This is a genomic window from Sphingomonas sp. CFBP8993 (genome assembly GCF_034044895.1).
Lineage (GTDB): Bacteria > Pseudomonadota > Alphaproteobacteria > Sphingomonadales > Sphingomonadaceae > Sphingomonas.
This window is the reverse complement of sequence record NZ_JAXCWU010000011.1, coordinates 21,805-37,655: the sequence shown is the minus strand read 5'-3', so window position 1 is coordinate 37,655 and position 15,851 is coordinate 21,805. Positions and strand designations below refer to the sequence as shown.

Genomic DNA, 15,851 nt, shown 5'->3' with positions numbered 1-15,851 from the left:
CGCCCATGGAAAAGACCGCGTTCATCGAAAAGACCGGCGGGCCCGAGGTCATCCAGTGGCGTGACGAGGACCTGCCGCCGCCGGGGCCGGGCGAGGTTCGGATGCGGCATCACGCAGTCGGGCTGAACTATATCGACACCTATCACCGCAGCGGCCTCTATCCGATCGACCTGCCCGGCAAGCTGGGCTCCGAAGCGGCGGGCGTCGTCGAGGTGGTGGGCGAGGGCGTGACCGACTTCGCGGTCGGCGACCGGGTCGGCGTGTTCGGCCCCGCACGCGGTGCCTATGCCACGGCACGCAACGTCGCGGCCGACCTGCTGGTGCCGCTGCCCGACCATGTCGATGACGAGACTGCGGCGGCGATCCTGTTGAAGGGGGCGACGACCGCCTTCCTGATCGAGGATTGCGCGAAGGTGCAATCCGGCTGGACCGTGCTGGTCCATGCGGCGGCGGGCGGGGTCGGGCATCTGGCGGTCGGCTGGCTAAAGGCGATCGGGGCGACGGTGATCGCGACCGTGGGCAGCGAGGCCAAGGCGGAGCGGGCCCGCGCGGCGGGTGCCGACCATGTCATCCTCAACCGGCAGGAGGACGTCGCCGCCCGCGTGCACGAGATTACCGGCGGTGCGGGCGTGCCGGTGGTGCTCGACGGCGTGGGCAAGGCGACCTGGGACGCCTCGCTGAACAGCACGGCGCGGCGCGGGCTCGTGGTCAGCTTCGGCAATGCCTCGGGCGCGGTCGATGGGGTCAATCTGGGCATATTGGCGGCCAAAGGATCGCTGTTCGTCACCCGGCCGACATTGTTCGATTATGCGGTGACGCCCGAGGAGAAGCGCAGCCTGATCGCGCGGGTCTTCGCGATGCTGGAGAAAGGCGCGATTACGCCGGAGATCGGGCAGAGCTTCGCGCTGGCCGATGTGGCCGAGGCGCACCGCGCGATCGAAGCGGGCGAGACGGTCGGGAGCACGGTGCTGATCCCGTGAGGGGAGGGATACACCCGGCCCTAAATCCCCGCTAACCTGCCCGCCAACACCGTACCCGGAGACCAAGATGATCGCGCTCCTTCCCCTCGCGCTGCTCGCTGCCCAGATCGCCCCCGTCACGCCGCCAGCCCCCGCCACGACCGAGGCGCCCAAGCCCGTCATGGCGCGCGTGGCGATGCAGACCAGCCTGGGGCCGATCGTGCTCGACCTGGATCGTACCCATGCGCCGATCACGACCGCCAATTTCCTTCGCTATGTCGATCAGCACCGGCTGGACGGGGTGACCTTCTATCGCTCGGTCCGCGTCGCCCCTGATTTCGGCTTCGTCCAGTTCGGTATCCGGAACGAACCCAAGCGCATCCTGCCGCCGATCGCGCATGAGCCGACGACCAAGACCGGCATCAAGCACATCAATGGCACCATCTCGATCGCCCGCCTCGCCCCCGGCACGGCGCGCGGCGACTTCACGATCATGGTTGGCGACCAGCCTTCGCTCGACGCCGATCCCACCAAGCCCGGTGACAATCTGGGCTATGCCGCCTTCGGCCATGTCGTCGAGGGGATGGATGTGGTCCACCAGATACTGGGCCAGCCCGCCGATCCCGCCAAGGGGCCGTTCAAGGGCGAGATGCTGGCCGCGCCGGTCAAGATCCTGTCCGCCAAGCGGGTGACCGTCACGCCGTGACCACCACATTGCTGGTCATCGGCACCTTTCGCCTGCCGCCCGACCAACTGGCGGCCGCGCGGCCGGTGATGCGGCGCATGATCGACGCCAGCCGCGCCGAGCCGGGATGTTTGGACTATGGCTATGCCGAGGACGTACTCGATCCCGGCCTGATCCATGTCACCGAGCGGTGGGCCGATCAGGTCGCGCTGGATCGCCATTTCGCCTCGCCGCATATCGCACAGTGGCGTGGCACCTGGCCCTCGCTCGGCATCGGCGAACGCCGATTGTCGATTTATGAAGTCGGCGAAGCACGCGCGACCTGAACCGGTCAGAGCGCGGCTTCGGTCCGGCAGCTGGTCTTGGTCCCGACGACCTCGACCGTCGCCCGCTCGCCGTGCGCCATCGGCACCAGATTTTCGCGACCCTTCCAGTTGAACTTGAAGGTCACCGGGCCGACCAGCCGGCAGATCGCGCCCTTACCCTTCATCATGCACATATCGTCCAGGCGCTTATATTCGGCTACGTTCGCGGGCTCGATCGGCTTCACTCCAACGCCGGTCGCCGCCGAGCCACCGATCAGAAAGCGCTGGCCGAAATTCATCGCATTGGCGGTCCATGCGGTGCGCCCGTCCGGGGCGGCCGGCTTGTCGATACCGCTGTTCATCGCGAGGCGGGCACAGAAGTCGCCCTTGGCGGCATCCGGTTGAGTGGATGACACGGCCGCGGTCGATGCCAGCAGTGCTGCTCCGGCCACACATATGCGAACGACGATCATCATGCCCCCTTGCTGTCCCGCCAGTCGGAACGGACCTAGGTCAATGCAGGCCGTCAGGCAATCGCGTGGGTTTGAGCCCGGACCATCTGGGTGATGACTCGCAGGTCGAGTTTTCACCAACTTCCTCTTTCCTTCTCTTCCGGGCGGGAGAGGATGAGGAGATGTGTCGCCAGAGCATGGAGATGCGAAGGCAGGGCCGCGTAGCGTGCCACACATGCCAAGAGATATGTCCTGCTCCGACTTGCTCCGCCGGCCACGTGCTTGCCCCGATATAACAGGATGACGTGACGAAGGATCGGTAACGATGTTAGTTGTGCGATCGCGAGGTTTGACCAACTTCTCAGTCCGGGACACCCCTCCGTCAGGCCTTCGGCCTGCCGCCTCCCATCACGGGGGAGGAATGAAATGGATATCGACGGGCCCCAGGATCATTGTGGCGATCTGTTTTGCGCCCAGGGTCATGACCACGATCCAGTTCGGCAGGGCGGCCGCCGTCGAAAATCCGAAACCGAGAGCCACGCCGTCCTCCCCAAAAAGAAAGGGGCCTTGCGGCCCCTTTCCCCGTAGTGACATCGTGCAGGGGCTGGATCAGCCGCTATAGTACATGTCGTACTCGACCGGGCTGGGGGTCATTTCCCAGCGCATCACTTCGTGCATCTTCAGCTCGATATAGCTCTCGATCTGGTCCTTGGTGAACACGTCGCCCTTCAGCAGGAAGTCGTGGTCGGCACCCAGCGAGTCGAGCGCTTCGCGGAGCGAACCGGCGACGGTGGGAACCTGGGCCAGCTCGGCGGGCGGCAGGTCGTACAGGTTCTTGTCCATCGCCTCGCCCGGATGGATCTTGTTCTGGATACCGTCCAGACCCGCCATCAGGAGCGCGGCATAGGCGAGATACGGGTTTGCCAGCGCGTCGGGGAAGCGCACTTCGACGCGCTTCGACTTCGGGCCGGTGCCGTACGGGATGCGGCACGAAGCCGAGCGGTTGCGCGCCGAATAGGCGAGCAGCACCGGCGCTTCATAGCCCGGCACCAGACGCTTGTAGCTGTTGGTGGTCGGGTTGGTGAAGGCGTTCAGCGCCTTGGCATGCTTGATGACGCCGCCGATGAAGTACAGGCAGGTGTCCGACAGGCCCGCATAGCCGTTGCCGGCGAACAGCGGGGTCTTGCCTTCCCAGATCGAGAAGTGGGTGTGCATGCCCGAGCCGTTATCTTCCTTGATCGGCTTGGGCATGAAGGTCGCGGTCTTGCCATAGGCCTGCGCGACCTGATGCACGACATACTTGTAGATCTGCATGCGGTCGGCGGTCTGGGTCAGCGTACCGAAGGTCATGCCCAGCTCGTGCTGCGCAGCGGCGACCTCATGATGGTGCTTGTCGCAGGGCAGGCCCATTTCGAGCATGGTCGAAACCATCTCGCCACGGATGTCGACGGCCGAGTCGACCGGCGCAACGGGGAAATAGCCGCCCTTGGCGCGCGGACGGTGGCCGAGGTTGCCGCCCTCATATTCGCGGCCGGTGTTGGTCGGCAGCTCGATATCGTCGATCTTGAAGTAGGACGAGGCATAGTTCGTGTCGAACTGCACATTGTCGAACATGAAGAATTCGGCTTCCGGGCCGACATAGACGGTGTCGCCGATGCCGGTGGTCTTCACGAACGCCTCGGCGCGCTTGGCGGTCGAGCGCGGATCGCGTGCATACAGCTCGCCGGTCGACGGCTCGACGATGTCGCAGAACACGATCAGCATCGGGGTGGCCGAGAACGGATCGGTGTAGACGGCGTCGAGGTCGGGCTTCAGGACCATGTCCGACTCGTTGATTGCCTTCCAGCCCTCGATCGACGAACCGTCGAACATCAGGCCGTCGGTCAGCTCATCCTCACCCAGGATCGAGGCGACCATGGTCAGGTGCTGCCACTTGCCCTTCGGATCGGTGAAGCGCAGATCGACCCACTCGATCTCTTCGTCCTTGATCTGGTTCAGAATGTCGCTGGCCGTTTTCGCCATGTGCCGTTCTCTCTCTGCTTGGATCCGTGCCCCGGAAGAAGACCGGGGCCGGTTGTACGTTTTTAGGCGGGCTGGGTGTCAGCCCGGTGACGTTTAGGGGTCGGGATGCGTCAGATCGCCGCGTCGTCGCGTTCGCCCGTGCGGATGCGCAGCGCCGTCTCGACCGGGATCACGAAAATCTTGCCGTCGCCGATACGGCCGGTCTGCGCGGCGGCGGCGATCGCCTCCACCACGCGTTCGGCCAGACCGTCCTCGACCACCACTTCCAGCTTCACCTTCGGCAGGAAGTCGACGACATATTCGGCACCGCGATAGAGCTCGGTATGCCCCTTCTGGCGGCCGAAGCCCTTGGCCTCGGTGACGGTGATGCCGGACACGCCGATCTCGTGCAGCGCTTCCTTCACCTCATCGAGCTTGAAGGGCTTGATGATCGCCTCAATCTTTTTCACGAGTCTGATTGTCCCCGATGATGTACGAACCCTCGCCCGATCACCCGCGTTGCAGGGATCGTGCCAACTGCCCCGCCCTCGGCAGAGGGTAGGAATTCGGTAGGAAATGCGCTCGAAAAGCGGGCAGTTTGCTGTCCGCTGCTCAAATAACAGGCAGTGGTCACAGGATGCTCCGCACGGCTTCGGGTGGGCGACCGATGACCACCCCCTTGGGCGTTTCGACCAGCGGCCGCTCGATGAGAATGGGGTCGGCGGCCATCGCAGCCAGCACCATCGCGTCGTCGGCGGTTGCGAGCGTCTTGGCTGCGGCCTCCGCCTTGCGCAGTCCGTCGCGAGGGCTCAGCCCACCCTTGGCATAGAGCCGGGCCAGTTCCTCGGCGGTGGGGGGCGTCTTGAGATACTCGATCACCGTCACATCAGCACCTGCCTCATTCAGCAGGGCCAGCGCCTCGCGCGACTTGGAGCAGCGCGGGTTGTGGAGGATCATCGCCTTCATCGCCGATGCTTGTGCCATGGGCGGCGGGGAATGTGGAGGGGCAATGGTGTGCGACGTGCACGAAAAAGGCCCCCTTCCAACTGGAAGAGGGCCCGTTTCGTCGTTCGGCGTGTCAAAAAAGAGGCTTAGCCGTTCTGCTTGGCCAGCCATTCCTCCAGCCACTTGATCGTATAGTCGCCCTTCTGGAATTCGGGATCGTCGAGCAGCGACTGGTGGAGCGGGATGGTGGTCTTCATCCCCTCGATCACGAATTCGTTGAGCGCGCGGCGCAGGCGACGCAGCGCACCCTCACGGGTCGTGCCGTACACGATCAGCTTGGCAATCATGCTGTCGTAATAGGGCGGGACCTTATAGCCCTGGTACAGGCCGCTATCGACGCGGACATGCATGCCGCCCGGTGCGTGATACATCTTCACCACGCCCGGCGAGGGGGCGAAGGTGCGCGGATCTTCCGCGTTGATGCGGCACTCGATCGCATGGCCGCGGAACTGCACGTCCTGCTGGCGCAGGGTCAGCGGATGCCCCTCGGCAATGCGGATCTGTTCGCGGACCAGGTCCAGGCCGGTGATCATCTCGGTCACCGGATGCTCGACCTGAAGGCGGGTGTTCATTTCGATGAAATAGAACTCGCCGTCTTCCCACAGGAATTCGATCGTGCCCGCACCACGATAGCCCATATCGGCCATCGCCTTGGCAACCACGCCGCCCATGCGCGAACGCTCCTCGGCGGTGATGATCGGCGAGGGGGCTTCCTCCAGTACCTTCTGGTGGCGGCGCTGGAGCGAGCAGTCGCGTTCGCCCAGATGGATCGCCTGGCCGTTGCCGTCGCCGAACACCTGGAATTCGATATGCCGGGGGTTGCCCAGATATTTTTCCATGTAGACGGTCGAGTCACCAAAGGCGGCCTTCGCCTCCGACCCGGCCTGCTGCATCAGCGTTTCGAGCTGGTCCTCGGACGGCACGACCTTCATGCCGCGCCCGCCGCCGCCGCTCGCCGCCTTGATGATCACCGGATAGCCGATTTCGGCCGCGAGCGCCTTGGCCGTCTCGAGATCGGAGATCGCGCCGTCCGAACCGGGGACGAGCGGCAGACCGAGCGCACCGGCGGTGCGCTTGGCCTCGACCTTGTCGCCCATGATCCGGATATGCTCGGGCTTGGGGCCGACGAAGATCAGGCCGTGCGCCTCGACGATCTCGGCGAACTTGGCATTCTCCGACAGGAAGCCGTAGCCGGGGTGGATCGCGTCCGCGCCCGAAATCTCGGCGGCCGAGATGATGTTCGGGATGTTGAGATAGCTGTCGGTCGCTGCGGGCGGGCCGATGCACACCGCCTGGTCGGCAAGGCGCACATGCATGGCATCGGCGTCGGCCGTGGAGTGCACGGCGACGGTCTCGATCCCCATTTCGTGGCAGGCGCGGTGGATGCGAAGCGCAATCTCACCGCGATTGGCGATCAGGAGTTTCTTGATCTGCGCCAAGGCGGCTTACTCTACGACGACGAGAGGCTGGTCGAACTCGACCGGCTGGCCGTTCTCGACCAGGACGGCGGTGACGGTGCCGGCCGCGGTCGCGGTGATCGGGTTCATCACCTTCATGGCCTCGACGATCAGCAGCGTGTCACCGGCGGCTACCTTCTGGCCGATCGCGGCGAACGGCTTGGCGCCCGGTTCGGCCGACAGATAGACGGTGCCGACCATCGGCGACTTCACGGCATTGGCCGAGATGGCCGGGGCCGAGGCGCCGACTTCCGCCGCGGCGGGTGCCGCGGCTGCGGGTGCCGCCGGAGCGGGGGCCGCTACGGGCGCAGGCGCGTAACCCATCTGGGCCACGGCCGCCGCCTTGCGCGCGACGCGGATCTTGCGGTCGCCATGCTCGACCTCGATCTCGGTCAGGGCGGTGGCGTCGAGCAGCTCGGCGAGCTGACGGACGAGGTCGACATCGACCTTCATCGCTTGTTCAGTCTTTTCGGTCATGGAACGGGCTCCTGTCAGAACCGGGCCGCGGCTTCAAGCGCGAGCAGATAGGAATGCGCGCCAAAACCCGCGATTGTGCCTTTTGCGGCACGCCCGATGAAGCTCTCATGCCGGAATGGCTCCCGTGCATGAGGGTTGGATAGGTGGACTTCGATCACCGGCGTCGTCACCGACTTGATCGCGTCGTGGATCGCGATCGACGTATGGGTGAAGCCGCCGGCGTTGAGCAGCACGGCCTTCGCCTCATAGGCCTGGGCCTCGTGCAGCCAGTCGATCAGATGGCCTTCATGGTTGGACTGGCGCATGTCGATCGTCAGGTCGAGCTCGCGCGCCCGGTCCTCCAGCATGCCCGCAATGTCGTCCAGCGTGTCGTGACCATAGATATGCGGCTCGCGCATACCCAGCAGGTTCAGGTTCGGCCCGTTGAGGACGTAAACGGTCGCGGGCATCGGCACTCCCATGGTTGCGGCTCGGGATGGCCGGGCCTAGATCGAGGGCCCTCCTTAACCGCTTGCCCACCTCTCCGTCGAGCGGGCAACGACTGCATGGTAAGTGACACATATGCCGCACACCGATGGAACCGTGACGATCACCGTGAATGGCGAGCATAAGCGGGTCGCCGCCGGACTGTCGCTCGCCGACCTGGCGAACCAGCTGGGGCTGGTGCCCGAAAAGGTGGCGGTGGAGCGCAATCTGGAGGTCGTGCCGCGCTCGACGCTCGCGCAGGTCGAGGTGGAAGATGGCGACGAGATCGAGATCGTCCACTTCGTCGGCGGCGGCGACCATGTGGCGGCGGTGAATGACGATTCGTGGCAAGTGGCGGGCCGGCGTTTCCGCTCGCGCCTGATCGTCGGCACCGGCAAGTATAAGGACTTTGCCCAGAACGCGGCGGCGGTCGAGGCGGCCGGCGCGGAGATCGTCACGGTCGCGGTGCGCCGGGTCAACGTCTCGGATCGCAATGCACCGATGCTGACCGACTTCATCGACCCGAAGAAGATCACCTATCTGCCCAATACGGCGGGCTGTTTCACCGCCGAGGACGCCATTCGCACGCTGCGCCTGGCGCGCGAGGCGGGCGGCTGGGACCTGGTCAAGCTGGAGGTGCTGGGCGAGGCGAAGACGCTATACCCGGACATGGTCGAGACGCTGCGCGCGACCGAAATCCTGGCCAAGGAAGGCTTCAAGCCGATGGTCTATTGCGTGGACGATCCCATCGCCGCCAGGCGGCTGGAGGATGTCGGGGCGGTCGCGATCATGCCGCTGGGCGCGCCGATCGGCTCGGGGCTGGGCATCCAGAACAAGGTGACGATCCGCCTGATCGTGGAGGGCGCCAAGGTGCCGGTGCTGGTCGATGCGGGCGTTGGCACCGCGTCCGAAGCGGCGGTGGCGATGGAGCTGGGCTGCGACGGGGTGCTGATGAACACCGCGATCGCCGAGGCCAAGGACCCGGTGCTGATGGCCCGCGCGATGAAGGCGGGCGTCGAGGCGGGGCGCATGGCGTACCGGGCCGGTCGTATGGGAATGCGCCGCTATGCCGACCCGTCCAGTCCGCTTGCGGGCCTTATCTGACATTAATTTCAGGGAACCAGCCGCGTAACAAACCGTTTTGCTTCCGAGTGTTCAACGGGGATTTCACGATCCCGTAGCAAATGGAGGCCTTCATGGGTGAACTCACCGACAAGATCAAGGGCAACGTCAACGAGCTGGTTGGCAAGGCCAAGGAAGCCATTGGCGAGCACAACAACAACGACAAGCTCGTAGCCGAGGGCGAAGCCCAGCAGGCAAAGGGCAAGGGCGAGCAGGTCAAGGGCTCGGTCAAGGGTGCCCTTGGCGACAACATCTGAACCTGCTAGTCGTTTTCTGACTAAAGCAATCAGCAACGAACTTGCCGCCTCGGTTTACACCGGGGCGGTTTTGTTTTGTCTAAGTAAGATCAATCCTCGCAATCGTTTTCATGATAGCGTTATTTTCAGGCTATTCGGCTTTGTTTGAACACTTTTGTCGTTGTACGGCAGTGAAGGGTGGGAAGGCGGCGTGCGGGTAAAAGCGCCCATGGATCGTCGCCACTTGCAGCGAGAACTCAGCGGCCAGCGATTCGCGACAATGCCGTGGCGGGGGTGATGACCTCGATATCGGTCTTCAGATGCAGCAATCGTACACCCGTCTCCGCCATGGCGCGGGAAAGGGCAGGGGCGAAGTCCTCGGTCCGCGTCACGGTTTCGCTCCAGCAGCCATAGGCCCGCGCCAGTGCGGCAAAGTCCGGGTTGGCAAGGCCCGTCGCGGCGACGCGGCCGGGATATTCCCGCTCCTGATGCATACGGATCGTGCCGTAACCGCCATTGTCGACGACGATGACCAGCATCGACGCGCCGTGCTGCACGGCGGTCGCCAATTCCTGCCCGTTCATCAGGAAACAGCCGTCGCCCGCCAGCGCGACGACCACGCGGTCGGGATGGCGCAGGGCGGCGGCGGTGGCGGCGGGGACGCCATATCCCATCGCGCCGCAGGTCGGGGCAAGCTGGCAACCCGGCTCGTAGCGCCAGTAACGGTGCCACCAGCCCGAATAATTGCCGGCGCCATTGCACAGGATCGAGTCGGCCGGGAGCGCCATACGCATGGCCGCGACGCACTGGCCGAGGTCCAGCGTCACGCCCTCGCGCAGTGCTGGGTCGGACCAGGCGAGATAGGCGGCATGGGCTTCTTGGCCCGAGGGGTGCGGGTCGGCGGCTTCGTTCGCCAGCAACTCCAGCATTCCCAGCGCACGGTCCATGTCGCAGCATAGCGCCAGTTCGGTGCGATAGACGCTGTGCAACTCCTCCGGATCGGGATGGATGTGGATCAGCGTCTGCCCCGGATGGTCGGGGGTGATCAGCGTATAGCCGTCGGTCGTCGCCTCGCCCAATCGCGCGCCCAATATGATCAGCAGATCGGCTTCCTTGACACGGGCAACCAGCGCCGGGTTGGGGCCATAGCCGAGATTGCCCGCATAGACCGGGCAGGTCGCCGACACCGCATCCTGTCGCCGGAACGCCGCGACCAGCGGAATGCCCGTCGCCTCGCCCCATTGTTCGGCAAGTGTCACGGCCTCGGGGCTCCAGTGCGCGCCGCCGATGATGGCGACGGGGCGCTGGGCCTCTGCGATCATGGCCTGGACGGCGATGGCGTCTTCGATTCGCACATCCTGTGACGGGCGTGTGATGCGGGGGCGGGGGGTGCCTTCGACCAGGTCGCACAGCATGTCCTCGGGCAGGGCGAGCACGACCGGCCCCGGCCGCCCGCTCATCGCGGTCGCATAGGCGCGGGCGACATATTCCGGGATACGCGCGGCATCGTCGATTCGCGCCGCCCATTTGGCGAGCGGGGCGAACATCGCCTGGAAGTCGACCTCCTGGAACGCCTCGCGGTCGCGAGTGCCCCGGTCGACATCGCCGATGAACAGGATCATCGGTTGCGAATCCTGCCTGGCCACATGCGCGCCGATCGCCGCGTTGGTCGCACCCGGTCCGCGCGTCACGAACGCCACGCCCGGCCGCCCGGTCAGCGTCCCGTCGGCGCAGGCCATGAAGGTCACGCCGCCCTCCTGCCGACACGTCACCAGGTCGATCGCGGGCGTGTCGTGCAGCGCGTCGAGCACCGCCAGGAAACTCTCGCCCGGCACGGTGAAGATACGGTCGCACCCCTGTTCGAGAAGCGCATCGACAAGCAGGCGTCCGCCGGTTTTCAAACTCATGGGACGCAGCCTGCCTTGCTTGCCGGCAAAGCGCAAACGCCGGGTTGACCCGCCTCCACCGCTCCGCCTAACGCTTCGGCGATCATAGGGAGGACGCCCATGCAGAAGCTCTATTCCGACGCGGCCGACGCGCTCGACGGCCTGCTCCATGACGGCATGACCATCTGTGCCGGGGGCTTCGGCCTGTGCGGCATCCCCGAACGCCTGATCGACGCGATCGAGGCGGCGGGGGTGAAGGACCTGACCATCGCCAGCAACAATGCCGGGATCGACGGCGTCGGCCTGGGCAAGCTGCTCCGCTCGCATCAGGTGAAGAAGATGATCTCGTCCTATGTCGGTGAGAACAAGGAGTTCGAGCGGCAATATCTGTCGGGCGAACTGGAGGTCGAATTCTGCCCGCAGGGCACGCTTGCCGAGCGTTGCCGGGCAGGGGGCGCGGGCATCCCCGGCTTCTATACCAAGACCGGCGTCGGCACGAAGGTGGCCGAGGGCAAGGAAGTGAAGAGCTTCGACGGCGAGGATTACATCCTGGAGCGCGGCATCCGCGCCGACCTGTCGATCATCAAGGGATGGAAGGCCGACGAGGCCGGGAACCTGATCTTCCGCAAGACCGCCCGCAACTTCAACCAGCCGATGGCGACGGCGGGGCGCATCTGCGTCGCCGAGGTGGAGGAAGTGGTGCCGGTGGGCTCGCTCGATCCCGACCAGATCCATCTGCCGGGGATCTACGTGAAGCGGATGATCGTCGGCGCGCCGTACGAAAAGAAGATCGAGTTTCGTACGGTGCGCGAGCGGGTTTGACGGTTAGGGCAGGGGGTAGGGCGGGCCCTCCCCCCGACCCCCTCCCGCTTGCGGGAGGGGGGGAGCGCATGTGACGGAGGGCATGGCTTTGAGAAACGTGCGATGGAAACCGACGGGTAGGCAAACAACCTCTCCCCTCCCGCAGGCGGGAGGGGCTGGGGGAGGGCACCCTGGCATGAGGCTAGGCATCGCCCTGGCCGCCGCCCTGACCCTATCCGGCTGCGTCGTCGCGGTCGGCAACAACACCCCCGCACCCCCACCTCCCGTCACCGCGAACCCCAAGCTCGCGGGTATGCAATATCTCTACGGCTCGGCCGAAGCCGATGCGATCTCGCGCCAAGCCTGGAACGCGCTCGTCACCTATGCCGCCGACCGTGTCCGCCGCCCGCAGGCGGGCAGCGTCGTGCTGGCGCAGGGTGCAAGCCTCGACGACCCCCGTTTCGTATCGTGCGCGGGCAAGCGTCCGGCGGCCGTGTTCGACGTCGATGAGACGGTCCTCCTGAACCTCGGTTTCGAGCGGGACGACCTGACCGGCCGCGCTGATCGGGCCTTTCCCGGCCGCTGGAGCGCCTGGGAAAAGAGCGACGGCCGCGCCGTGCTGCCGACCCCCGGCGCGGCGGCGGCGATCGCCCATCTGCGGGCGATGGGTGTGACGGTGGTCTTCAACACCAATCGCGACGATGCCGCCGGGGCCGCGCGCGCGATCGAGGCGGCGGGGCTTGGTCCGGCCGTTCATGGCGACACCCTGTTCGTCCGCAGCGACACGACCACCGGCGACGGCAAGGACGCCCGCCGCTGGCGCATCGCGCAGCGCTATTGCGTGATCGCGATGGGCGGCGACCAATTGGGCGATTTCAGTGACTTGTTCAACGATCCTGCCAGCGTGGCGCAGCGGCGTGCGAAGGCGGATGCGCCGCGCGTTGCCGCCTTGTGGGGGCGTGGCTGGTTCGTTTTCCCCAACCCCGTCTACGGCAAGGCGCTGAAGGGCACCGCCGACGACATCTTCCCCGCCGACCGGCGGTGGCAGCCGACAGGAGAATAAGGATGGCCTGGACCCGCGACGAAATGGCCGCCCGTGCGGCCAAGGAGCTGAAGGACGGTTTCTACGTCAATCTCGGCATCGGCATCCCGACGCTGGTTGCCAACCATATCCCGCAAGGGGTTGAGGTTACGCTGCAATCCGAGAACGGCATGCTGGGCATCGGGCCGTTCCCCTATGAAGACGAGGTCGATCCCGATCTGATCAATGCGGGCAAGCAGACGATCAGCGAGCTGCCGCACTCGGTCTATTTTTCATCCGCCGACAGCTTTGCGATGATCCGGGGCGGGCATATCGACCTGACCGTGCTGGGCGCGATGGAGGTGTCGGAGGGCGGCGACATCGCCAACTGGATGATTCCCGGCAAGATGATCAAGGGCATGGGCGGCGCGATGGATCTGGTCGCGGGCGTCAAGAAGATCATCGTGGTGATGGAGCATAACGCCAAGGACGGCAGCCCGAAGTTCATCCCCGAATGCACCCTGCCGCTGACCGGGCGCAATGTCGTCGACATGATCGTCACCGACTTGGCGGTATTCCAGCGGGCGGATCATGACAGCCCGTTCCGCCTGGTCGAATGCGCGCCGGGCGTCACCGCCGATGACGTCGCCGCCAAGACGACCGCCAAGTTCGAACGCTGATGGCCTACACCCTCGTCACCGCGAACCGGAACTATTCCAGCTGGTCGCTGCGTCCCTGGTTGCTGATGAAGGCCCTGGGGATCGGCTTCACCGACCGGATCGAGCCGTTCGAGGCGGCGGAGAATTACGAGGCGTTCCGCGCCTTCTCGCCTACAGGTCAGGTGCCGGTGCTGCTCGACGGCGAACGGGTGGTATGGGACTCGCTGGGTATCACGCTCTACCTCGCCGAGCGGTATTCGGGCATATGGCCGCAGGACGAGGGTGCGCGCGCCTGGGCCATGTGTGCCGTGACCGAGATGCACGGCGGGTTCGGCGCGCTGCGGGGCGAGCGGACGATGAATGTCGGGGTGCGGGTGGAGCCGAAGCCGCCATCCGCCCGGCTGGAACGCGATGTCGCACGGCTGGCGGAGCTTTGGGCTGAGGGGTTGTCGCGCTTTGGTGGGCCCTGGCTAGCAGGGGAAAGCTTCTCGGCGGTCGATGCTTTCTACGCGCCGGTCGCCTTCCGGGTGCGGACCTACGGGATCGACGTCGGGGCCGCTGGCGCGATGTGGGTCAAGACGGTGCTGGCGCATCCAGCCATGCGGGATTGGGAAGCGCAGGCCTTGGCCGAGACGTGGCGGGACCCGGATCATGAGGTCGAGCTGGCCGAGTGCGGCGGCGTGACCGAGGATTTGCGTGCCAAGGGGTGAGTGAAGTCGAAGGCCATGGGAAACCCCTGGCAGAATGACAAACCCGACACTTTCGCGAAATAAGATTACGCGTGGCCTTTGCGTCGCGCATATTTTCGGATAACAGCGCCCCATCATGGCCCAACGACCCCAGACTCTGTACGAGAAGATCTGGGCCGCGCACGTTGTCGAACGGCGGCCCGATGGCACCTGCCTCATCTATATCGACCGGCACCTCGTCCATGAGGTGACGAGCCCGCAGGCGTTCGAGGGGCTACGTGCCGCCGGGCGCAAGGTGCGTCGTCCCGAGCTGACGCTGGCGGTGCCCGATCACAACCTGCCGACGACGCCGCGCAAGGATGCGAACGGCAGGCTGCTGCCCATCGCCGACCCGGAAAGCGCGCAACAGCTCGACGCCCTTCGCCGCAACACCGCCGAGTTCGGCGTCGACTATATCGATGCGACGGCGGCGGCGCAGGGCATCGTCCATGTCGTGGGGCCCGAACAGGGCTTCACCCTGCCGGGCACGACCCTGGTGTGCGGTGACAGCCATACCTCGGCCCATGGTGCGCTGGGCGCACTGGCGTTCGGCATCGGCACGTCGGAGGTCGAGCATGTGCTGGCGACGCAGACGCTGTTGCTCTCGCCGTCCAAGACGATGGAAGTGCGTGTCGACGGTACGCTGGGTCACGGCGTGTCGGCCAAGGACGTGGTGCTCGCCATCATCGGCAAGATCGGCGCGGCGGGCGGCACCGGCCATGTCATCGAGTTTACGGGCAGCGTCATCCGCAACCTGTCGGTCGAGGGTCGCCTGACCATCGCCAACATGTCGATCGAGGGTGGCGCCCGCGCCGGCCTGATCGCGCCGGACGAGACGACCTTCGCCTATCTGAAGGGGCGTCCGATGGCGCCGCAGGGAGAGGATTGGGACAAGGCGGTCGCCTGGTGGCGGACGCTGCCGACCGATGCCGGTGCCGTGTACGACAAGGTCGTGACGCTCGACGCCGCCGACATCGCGCCGAACCTGACCTGGGGCACCAGCCCCGAGGATGTGGTGCCGATCACCGGCGTCGTCCCCGATCCCGACAGCTTCGCCGATCCGTCCAAGCGTGAAGCGGCGCGCAAGTCGCTGGATTATATGGGCCTGACCCCCGGCACCGCGATGCAGGACATCGGCGTCCAGCACGTCTTCATCGGCAGCTGTACCAACAGCCGCATCGAGGACCTGCGTGCCGCCGCGGCCGTGGCGCGCGACCGCAAGGTTGCTGACGGCGTGCGGGCGCTGGTCGTGCCCGGCTCCGGCCTGGTCAAGCGCCAGGCCGAGGCCGAGGGGCTGGACCGCGTCTTTGTGCAGGCGGGTTTCGAATGGCGCGAGCCGGGTTGCTCGATGTGCCTGGCGATGAACCCCGACAAGGTGCCGCCGGGCGAGCGCTGCGCCTCGACCTCGAACCGCAATTTCGTCGGTCGTCAGGGGCCGGGGGCACGGACCCATCTGCTTTCTCCCGCCATGGCGGCGGCGGCAGCGGTGACCGGGCGCCTTTTTGATGTTAGAGAGTTGAAGACCCACGATTTCGATCGTGAAGGCATCTGACAGAGACGACCCTGACAGGGACGATAGGGGACACGCATCA

The 15,851-nt window shown here is 65.7% G+C and carries 19 protein-coding genes; 10 read left to right on the top strand and 9 right to left on the bottom strand.

Annotation, left to right across the window (positions count from 1 at the left end):
- Nucleotides 1–5: 5 nt before the first annotated feature.
- The 3 genes from SOM26_RS17225 to SOM26_RS17215 all read left to right on the top strand — a co-directional run bounded on the left by SOM26_RS17225 (nucleotide 6) and on the right by SOM26_RS17215 (nucleotide 1,970).
- Nucleotides 6–980, top strand: a complete 975-nt coding sequence (locus SOM26_RS17225) for a quinone oxidoreductase family protein (protein ID WP_320453938.1) — start codon at nucleotides 6–8, stop codon at nucleotides 978–980.
- A 67-nt stretch (nucleotides 981–1,047) separates the two neighbouring features.
- The gene (locus SOM26_RS17220; protein ID WP_320453937.1) at nucleotides 1,048–1,665 is read left to right on the top strand and encodes a peptidylprolyl isomerase; all 618 of its coding nucleotides are present in this window, start codon (nucleotides 1,048–1,050) and stop codon (nucleotides 1,663–1,665) included.
- Nucleotides 1,662–1,970 carry a putative quinol monooxygenase gene (locus tag SOM26_RS17215; protein ID WP_320453936.1) on the top strand — a complete coding sequence of 103 codons (309 nt, stop codon included), beginning with the start codon at nucleotides 1,662–1,664 and terminating at the stop codon, nucleotides 1,968–1,970. The genes SOM26_RS17220 and SOM26_RS17215 overlap by 4 nt, the downstream gene beginning before the upstream one ends.
- A gap of 5 nt (nucleotides 1,971–1,975) precedes the next feature.
- Here the strand turns inward: SOM26_RS17215 and SOM26_RS17210 are convergent, their stop codons facing one another.
- From SOM26_RS17210 to aroQ, 8 genes are all read right to left on the bottom strand, one after another.
- Entirely contained in the window at nucleotides 1,976–2,425 is a 450-nt protein-coding gene (locus SOM26_RS17210) for a hypothetical protein (protein WP_320453935.1), read from the bottom strand.
- A 384-nt stretch (nucleotides 2,426–2,809) separates the two neighbouring features.
- A complete protein-coding gene (locus SOM26_RS17205) occupies nucleotides 2,810–2,941 on the bottom strand; it encodes a hypothetical protein (protein WP_320453934.1) in 132 nt (43 codons plus the stop codon).
- Between the two features lie 69 nt (nucleotides 2,942–3,010).
- On the bottom strand, nucleotides 3,011–4,423 hold the full coding sequence (glnA, locus tag SOM26_RS17200; protein ID WP_320453933.1) for a type I glutamate--ammonia ligase: 1,413 nt from the start codon (nucleotides 4,421–4,423) through the stop codon (nucleotides 3,011–3,013).
- 110 nt (nucleotides 4,424–4,533) lie between these two features.
- On the bottom strand, nucleotides 4,534–4,872 hold the full coding sequence (locus tag SOM26_RS17195) for a P-II family nitrogen regulator (RefSeq protein ID WP_007405799.1): 339 nt from the start codon (nucleotides 4,870–4,872) through the stop codon (nucleotides 4,534–4,536).
- 160 nt (nucleotides 4,873–5,032) lie between these two features.
- Entirely contained in the window at nucleotides 5,033–5,368 is a 336-nt protein-coding gene (locus tag SOM26_RS17190) for an arsenate reductase family protein (RefSeq protein ID WP_320453956.1), read from the bottom strand.
- 125 nt (nucleotides 5,369–5,493) lie between these two features.
- The gene (gene accC, locus SOM26_RS17185) at nucleotides 5,494–6,846 is read right to left on the bottom strand and encodes an acetyl-CoA carboxylase biotin carboxylase subunit (RefSeq protein ID WP_320453932.1); all 1,353 of its coding nucleotides are present in this window, start codon (nucleotides 6,844–6,846) and stop codon (nucleotides 5,494–5,496) included.
- Nucleotides 6,847–6,852: 6 nt separating this feature from the next.
- Complete coding sequence (gene accB / locus SOM26_RS17180) at nucleotides 6,853–7,341, bottom strand: acetyl-CoA carboxylase biotin carboxyl carrier protein (protein WP_320453931.1); 489 nt, start codon at nucleotides 7,339–7,341, stop codon at nucleotides 6,853–6,855.
- A gap of 14 nt (nucleotides 7,342–7,355) precedes the next feature.
- Complete coding sequence (gene aroQ / locus SOM26_RS17175; protein ID WP_320453930.1) at nucleotides 7,356–7,790, bottom strand: type II 3-dehydroquinate dehydratase; 435 nt, start codon at nucleotides 7,788–7,790, stop codon at nucleotides 7,356–7,358.
- A 112-nt stretch (nucleotides 7,791–7,902) separates the two neighbouring features.
- On the opposite strand from aroQ, the gene thiS reads away from it, so the two are divergent.
- Both thiS and SOM26_RS17165 read left to right on the top strand, forming a co-directional pair.
- Nucleotides 7,903–8,910: a sulfur carrier protein ThiS gene (thiS, locus tag SOM26_RS17170; protein ID WP_320453929.1), complete on the top strand. Its 1,008-nt coding sequence runs from the start codon at nucleotides 7,903–7,905 to the stop codon at nucleotides 8,908–8,910.
- 92 nt (nucleotides 8,911–9,002) lie between these two features.
- Complete coding sequence (locus tag SOM26_RS17165; protein ID WP_320453928.1) at nucleotides 9,003–9,185, top strand: CsbD family protein; 183 nt, start codon at nucleotides 9,003–9,005, stop codon at nucleotides 9,183–9,185.
- Nucleotides 9,186–9,421: 236 nt separating this feature from the next.
- Here SOM26_RS17165 and SOM26_RS17160 read toward each other — a convergent pair whose 3' ends face one another.
- Nucleotides 9,422–11,071 (bottom strand): thiamine pyrophosphate-binding protein, encoded by a 1,650-nt coding sequence (locus SOM26_RS17160; RefSeq protein ID WP_320453927.1) that lies wholly within the window; start codon nucleotides 11,069–11,071, stop codon nucleotides 9,422–9,424.
- A 99-nt stretch (nucleotides 11,072–11,170) separates the two neighbouring features.
- Here SOM26_RS17160 and SOM26_RS17155 point away from each other — a divergent pair, with 99 nt between their 5' ends.
- From SOM26_RS17155 to leuC, 5 genes are all read left to right on the top strand, one after another.
- A complete protein-coding gene (locus tag SOM26_RS17155; RefSeq protein WP_320453926.1) occupies nucleotides 11,171–11,872 on the top strand; it encodes a CoA transferase subunit A in 702 nt (233 codons plus the stop codon).
- A gap of 175 nt (nucleotides 11,873–12,047) precedes the next feature.
- Nucleotides 12,048–12,914 carry an HAD family acid phosphatase gene (locus SOM26_RS17150; protein WP_320453925.1) on the top strand — a complete coding sequence of 289 codons (867 nt, stop codon included), beginning with the start codon at nucleotides 12,048–12,050 and terminating at the stop codon, nucleotides 12,912–12,914.
- Nucleotides 12,915–12,916: 2 nt separating this feature from the next.
- Complete coding sequence (locus SOM26_RS17145) at nucleotides 12,917–13,552, top strand: CoA transferase subunit B (protein WP_320453924.1); 636 nt, start codon at nucleotides 12,917–12,919, stop codon at nucleotides 13,550–13,552.
- Nucleotides 13,552–14,241 carry a glutathione S-transferase family protein gene (locus SOM26_RS17140; RefSeq protein WP_320453923.1) on the top strand — a complete coding sequence of 230 codons (690 nt, stop codon included), beginning with the start codon at nucleotides 13,552–13,554 and terminating at the stop codon, nucleotides 14,239–14,241. The genes SOM26_RS17145 and SOM26_RS17140 overlap by 1 nt, the downstream gene beginning before the upstream one ends.
- Nucleotides 14,242–14,356: 115 nt before the next feature.
- Nucleotides 14,357–15,811 (top strand): 3-isopropylmalate dehydratase large subunit, encoded by a 1,455-nt coding sequence (gene leuC, locus SOM26_RS17135; protein WP_320453922.1) that lies wholly within the window; start codon nucleotides 14,357–14,359, stop codon nucleotides 15,809–15,811.
- Nucleotides 15,812–15,851: the final 40 nt, after the last annotated feature.